This is a genomic window from Kitasatospora sp. NPDC059817 (assembly GCF_042731835.1).
GTDB lineage: Bacteria > Actinomycetota > Actinomycetes > Streptomycetales > Streptomycetaceae > Kitasatospora.
Genome location: NZ_JBHWIR010000153.1, coordinates 2,720 through 7,912, shown reverse-complemented (window position 1 = coordinate 7,912; position 5,193 = coordinate 2,720). Strand labels below are relative to the sequence as shown.

The window sequence follows — 5,193 nt, the reverse complement described above, 5'->3', positions numbered from 1 at the left end:
ACCATCCGGTCCCGCCCGCGCCCGTCTCCACTGCACGCCACCGGCAGCAGCCAGACATGAGAGGAAGCAAGGCCCTCCGCAGGCGCGGCAACCCGAGCCGCCGCCCATCCGGTCCGGCGGCCGCCACACCGCCAAGGACAGGATGGGAAAGGAGAGGTTGTCGACGTGGCGAGTTCAACCTTGACGCCGCTCACTACGGCACCTGAACTGCACGTCCGCCCCAAGTCTGAACGGAAGCCGTCCGGTGCACGACCACCGGACCTCGGCCTGAACCCGCCCCATCACCACGCGCGCGGTTCTATGCTGCTGTCCGACCCGCAGCCCGAGGAGTCATGATGGCGGACGAGTACGTCTGGCTGATCTGCGATGAGGTGCCCAATGCGGTGGTTCTGACCGACGCCGGGCCCTATCCCATCGAGGTCGTGAAGTTGCTTCACCGGAGGACCGGGCTGAGCCTATGGCACAGCAAGTCCCTCATCAGCCGCTTGCCGGCCACCATTCTCGAAGATGTGCCGCGCGAGATGGCTGAAGCTGCCGTGCGTGAACTCCTCGAAGCCGGAGCCCACGCTGAAGTACGGCGGTAGAAGCGGCCACTGCTGGTGTTTCACGGAAGCCCGGGTAGAGCCGATTCCGGGAAGCGTCAACAACAGCAGCGTCGCCTCTGATTACGACTCCGCGCTACAAGGGGAATGGCGCAACAAGCTCCGAGAGTGGGAGGGCTGCGGCGACTACCACTGCCCGCGCGGTGCTCTCGATGGCCAGACGCCCTACGAACGGCTCAGGAGGAAGATCCCAACCAGGCTCCGGCGGGTGCATATTTAGCCGTTGACGGCGTAGACGCGGACCGGGTCCTTCCCGCTGACGAGGTGGAACCGGGCGGGGTCCGCGTTGACCGCCTTGGCGATCTCGCCGTCCCGCCAGTTGGACGGATCGAGCGCGAGGTACTTCGCACCGCTGCGGCGCAGGTCGGTGTGGAGGGCGTCGAGGTCGTCGGTGGCCGTGACCTGGACAAGCTTGCGCTCCATCTTGAGGCCTATGAGCGGCAGCCGGATCTCCGGCCCCTGGTCCGTGATCGCGATGACCGATCCGTTGGGCAGGCTCCGTACGTGGCCGAACGTGTTCCACGGCCAGACCTGGTCCTGCTGTTTCCGGCGGTGGCGCATCAGGTCGATCGTCTCGTCCACCGTGTAGTAGTGCGGCTCGAAGTCCGTCGCCGACAGGTGAACGGGTTCGGTTGTCTTCCACATCGAGTCGGCGCTGGTCCCCGCCAGGCCGAACCCGATGGCCACCGCGATTGCCCACCGGGCGTATCCCGCCGCGCCGACCGGCCGCTCCCTGGTCCCGGTGATCCAGGTCAGGAACACCGCGAGGAAGACACCGCCGAGGATCGTCAGGTGGATCGTGTAGCGCGCCCACCACGGGCCCGGGCTGGCCCCGGCCATCACGGCCATCGGCAGCAGCAGGCCCAGCAGCGGTGCCCACTGGCGGCGGCAGACGAACACGACCAGGCCCGCGATCACGGCCGGGAGCAGCACCCAGAGCCACGCGGTGCCGAGGCCGCCCAGGCGCTGGTCGTAGGAGAAGGGACTGGCGACCGGTGTCGTCCACGATTCCCACAGCTGCGCCGGCACCCCGCCAGCGGCTTTGATCTTCAACGGGGTGTTGTTGACCATGATCAGGTCCTGCACGGTCCCGCGGCCGGTGAACCCGAACATCGTGAACGGGTAGAAGGGGTTGCCCCACGCGATCCAGGTCCGTACGTACCAGTACGACGACAGCAGCACCGAGGGCACCACCAGGGCCACGCCCCACACGGTCAGCCGGCCTGCCGCGTACCGCAGGACCCCGGTCGACGGGCCCTCGCCCGCGCGGCGCAGCGCGGCGGTCGCCACGGCCAACTGGCCGATGCCCACCGCGACGACGCACGCCATCGTCAGCATGTTCGAGGCCTTGACGCTGGTGCCGAGGGCCAGTGCGACACCGGCCAGCCAGAGGTGGCGCAGGCGTCCCTCGACCGCGTCGCCGCTGTTCGGCAGCGCGAGCACGAACTGGAAGGCGGCCGCCGCGGTGGTCGCCGCGGCTACGTCGACGTAGGAGGTCGCCGTCTGGGCGAGGACCGCGGGGATCGCCAGGAAGCCGAGTCCGGCGAGGAGTGCGTGGTCGCGGCGGGCGCCGAACCGCTGGGCCAGGCCCACGGTGGTCGTGAAGCCGAGCAGGGTGAACGGCAGGCTCGCGATCCAGGACCAGCGCAGGGTGTGGGTGAAGGCGCCGGCCCATGCTCCGAGGACCTCCTGGCCCTGCGGGTAGACGTCCGACCAGAACGCGGCCGGGGTGTGTCCGATCTGTCCGTCCTGGATCCATTGGGCGGGGCCGACCAGGTGGTACCACATGCCGTCCCACTCGGTCGGCAGGACGAACGCTCCCATGGCGATCCGCCAGCCGTACGCTGCCAGCACGAGCAGTGCGAGGATGACCGCCGCCGGGTTGCGCCACAGGGTCCCGCAGCGACGGATTCCCCGGAGAGCCGCGGTGACCGTCTCGCGGTGGCGCGCGAGCAGTGTGGGCCGGGTTCGCACCACGGCCACCTCGGCCGCGGCGGTCAGGACGGCTGCGGCGAGCAGCGGTGCCGGCTTCAGGCCGTGGACCGGGACGCCGATGAGCAGGGCCAGCGCGATCAGCTGGGTCACCCCCGCGAGGATCCAGCCGGACAGCGCGTCAGCGGCGCGCCACGGTCCCAGCGCTCCGATCACGTGCGCTGTGCCGACGGCTGTCGCTGTCAGAGCCGCCAACAGCCCCAGTACGCCCACGAGTGATCTCAGCCCATCCACGCTTCAGCCGCATTCGGCACCTGCCAGTGATCTGGGTGACGGTATCAGAGGTAATCGAATGACTTTTGCTCGCCCACCTGGAAGTAAAGTCGCCCCGCCGCTCGGACTTTGCTCGATTTCGCTGGGGGCGGAACAAGAGGCGCGAAGGGGGTCATTGAATCTTGTTTAAAGTTTGTCTGTATGCTGACCGCGCACGTCTGTCGCCGGGGGGGCTCAAGGGTTTCCAGCGGCCTGTGGAACCGAGGCTCCGCCCGAGTCCCCCGCATCAGGATGCGTGCCCCCTTCTTCCCTCAGAGGACAATCCAGAATGGCCCAGATTCTCCCGGCGTTGCAGCGGATGGACGACCAGGTCCACCGATCGGTCCGTGAGCGGTTCGGCGACAAGCGTTCGGTGGACGTCAGCAAGGCCCTGTCCTGGACCGGCGAGCACGCCGCGGGCTGGCTCGCACTCGGTGTCGCCGGCGCGGTCGTCGACTCCGACCGGCGCGGCAGCTGGCTCCGCGCCACCGCCGCCGTCGCGGGCGCCCACGCCGCCAGCATGGTCATCAAGCGTGTGGTCCGCCGCCCCCGACCGAACGGCCCCGGCATGGAGCCGCTCGTGAAGACCGCCGGGAAGCACAGCTTCCCGAGCTCCCACGCCACCTCCTCCGCCGCCGCGGTCGTGGCCTTCGCGCCGCTGCTGCCCGCCGGCACCATAGCCCCGGTGGCCGGCGCGATGTGCTTCTCCCGCCTGGTCGTCGGCGTCCACTACATGTCCGACGTGGTCGGGGGTGCCGCGCTCGGTGCCACCGTCGCGGCGGCCGGCCGGTCCTGGATCACCAAGGGGCAGAAGTCCGATGCCTGAGGCGAACACCCTGGAGTCCAGAACCGAAGAGGCCACGGCCACCGCCTTCGCGGAAATGGTCCGCACGGCATCCGAGCCCGACTCCGCACCGGCCGTCCAGCCGTTCCGCCTCAAGGCACTGCCCGGCGGCCTGATCCGCAATGCCCGGCCGCGCCAGTGGATCAAGAACGTACTCGTCCTCGCGGCTCCCGGCGCGGCGGGAATGCTCACCCACACCGCGGTGCTCCGTCAGGTCGGCATCGTCTTCGTCCTCTTCTGCGCCGCGGCATCGGCGATCTACTTCCTCAACGACGCCATGGACGTCGAGGCGGACCGCGCCCACCCGACCAAGCGCCACCGCCCGATCGCCTCCGGCGTGGTGCCCCTTCCGGTCGCCTACCTGTGTGCGGCGCTCCTCGGCGGCGGAGCCATCACCGGCGCCCTGCTGCTCTGCAACACCCCGACCGCCATCGCGCTGGGGTGCTACCTGGTCATGCAGTTCCTCTACTGCACCGGCCTCAAGCACGTCCTGGTGGTCGACCTCGCCTTCGTGACCTCCGGCTTCCTGATCCGCGCGATGATCGGCGGCCTCGCCGCCGGGATCCAGCTGTCCCAGTGGTTCCTGATCACCACCGGATTCGCCGCGCTCTTCATGGTCTCGGCCAAGCGCTACTCCGAGCTGGTCAGCATGGGCGACAAGGCCGCCAGCTCGCGCAAGCTCCTCGCCCAGTACAGCGACAGCTACCTCCGCTTCGTCTGGCAGGCCTCGGCGGCGGTGACCGTGCTCAGCTACTGCCTCTGGTCCTCGGACCACAGCGTCGGCGCCGATGTCGCGCTGCGCCAGATCAGCGTCCTGCCCTTCGTCTTCGCCATCCTGCGGTACGCGATCTTCGCCGACCGCGGCGCCGCCGAGGCCCCGGAGAACGTGGCGCTGAAGGACCGCCCACTGCTCCTGCTCGGCGCGATCTGGGCGGGCCTGTACGGGTTCTCCGTGCTGGGTACCGCCTGACATGGCAAGCCGTGAACAGCTCCGCTCCGCGCTGCCGGAACTGCTGAAGTTCGGGGTGATCGGCGGACTCGGCTACGCCACCGACGTCGTCCTCTTCATCCTGCTACGGGACGCCCTCGGCCCGGTCGTGGCCAAGATTCTCTCCCTGACGGCCTCGACCGCGGTCGCCTTCGTCGGGAACAAGTACTGGACGTTCCGGGAACGACGGAACGGTGGGCCGGCCGGCGAGACCAGCCGAGAGACCGCGATGTTCCTCGCGGTGAACCTCGTGGGCGCACTGGTCCAGCTCGGCTGCCTCGGCTTCTCGCACTACCTGCTCGGCCTGACCAGCCCCACCGCGGACCTGGTCTCCGGCAGCGTGATCGGCATGGCTCTGGCAACCGCCCTGCGCTTCTGGGGCACCAGGACCCTGGTGTTCCGTGCCGCTCGAGCCTGATCCCGGCCGGACCGCCACGCTCAAGTAGTCCTTCGGCAACGGGATGGGGGCGGCGCGGGCGGGGGGGGCGGCCCCGCAGTGGGGGGGCGGCGGGGCC

At 69.5% G+C, this 5,193-nt stretch carries 5 protein-coding genes; 4 read left to right on the top strand and 1 reads right to left on the bottom strand.

The window, feature by feature from the left end:
- Window positions 1-335 precede the first annotated feature (335 nt).
- The gene (locus ACFV61_RS26780; protein ID WP_380494323.1) at window positions 336-584 is read left to right on the top strand and encodes a ribosomal protein L7/L12; all 249 of its coding nucleotides are present in this window, start codon (window positions 336-338) and stop codon (window positions 582-584) included.
- A gap of 234 nt (window positions 585-818) precedes the next feature.
- Here the strand turns inward: ACFV61_RS26780 and ACFV61_RS26775 are convergent, their stop codons facing one another.
- Window positions 819-2,687 carry a hypothetical protein gene (locus ACFV61_RS26775; protein ID WP_380494321.1) on the bottom strand — a complete coding sequence of 623 codons (1,869 nt, stop codon included), beginning with the start codon at window positions 2,685-2,687 and terminating at the stop codon, window positions 819-821.
- Between the two features lie 448 nt (window positions 2,688-3,135).
- Between ACFV61_RS26775 and ACFV61_RS26770 the strand changes: the two genes are divergently transcribed.
- The 3 genes from ACFV61_RS26770 to ACFV61_RS26760 are packed head-to-tail and all read left to right on the top strand — an operon-like array spanning window position 3,136 to window position 5,096.
- Window positions 3,136-3,672 carry a phosphatase PAP2 family protein gene (locus tag ACFV61_RS26770; RefSeq protein WP_380494319.1) on the top strand — a complete coding sequence of 179 codons (537 nt, stop codon included), beginning with the start codon at window positions 3,136-3,138 and terminating at the stop codon, window positions 3,670-3,672.
- Window positions 3,665-4,660: a decaprenyl-phosphate phosphoribosyltransferase gene (locus ACFV61_RS26765; RefSeq protein WP_380494318.1), complete on the top strand. Its 996-nt coding sequence runs from the start codon at window positions 3,665-3,667 to the stop codon at window positions 4,658-4,660. The genes ACFV61_RS26770 and ACFV61_RS26765 overlap by 8 nt, the downstream gene beginning before the upstream one ends.
- Before the next feature lies 1 nt (window position 4,661).
- Window positions 4,662-5,096, top strand: coding sequence for a GtrA family protein (locus ACFV61_RS26760; RefSeq protein WP_380494317.1), 435 nt, complete (start codon window positions 4,662-4,664; stop codon window positions 5,094-5,096).
- Window positions 5,097-5,193 lie beyond the last annotated feature (97 nt).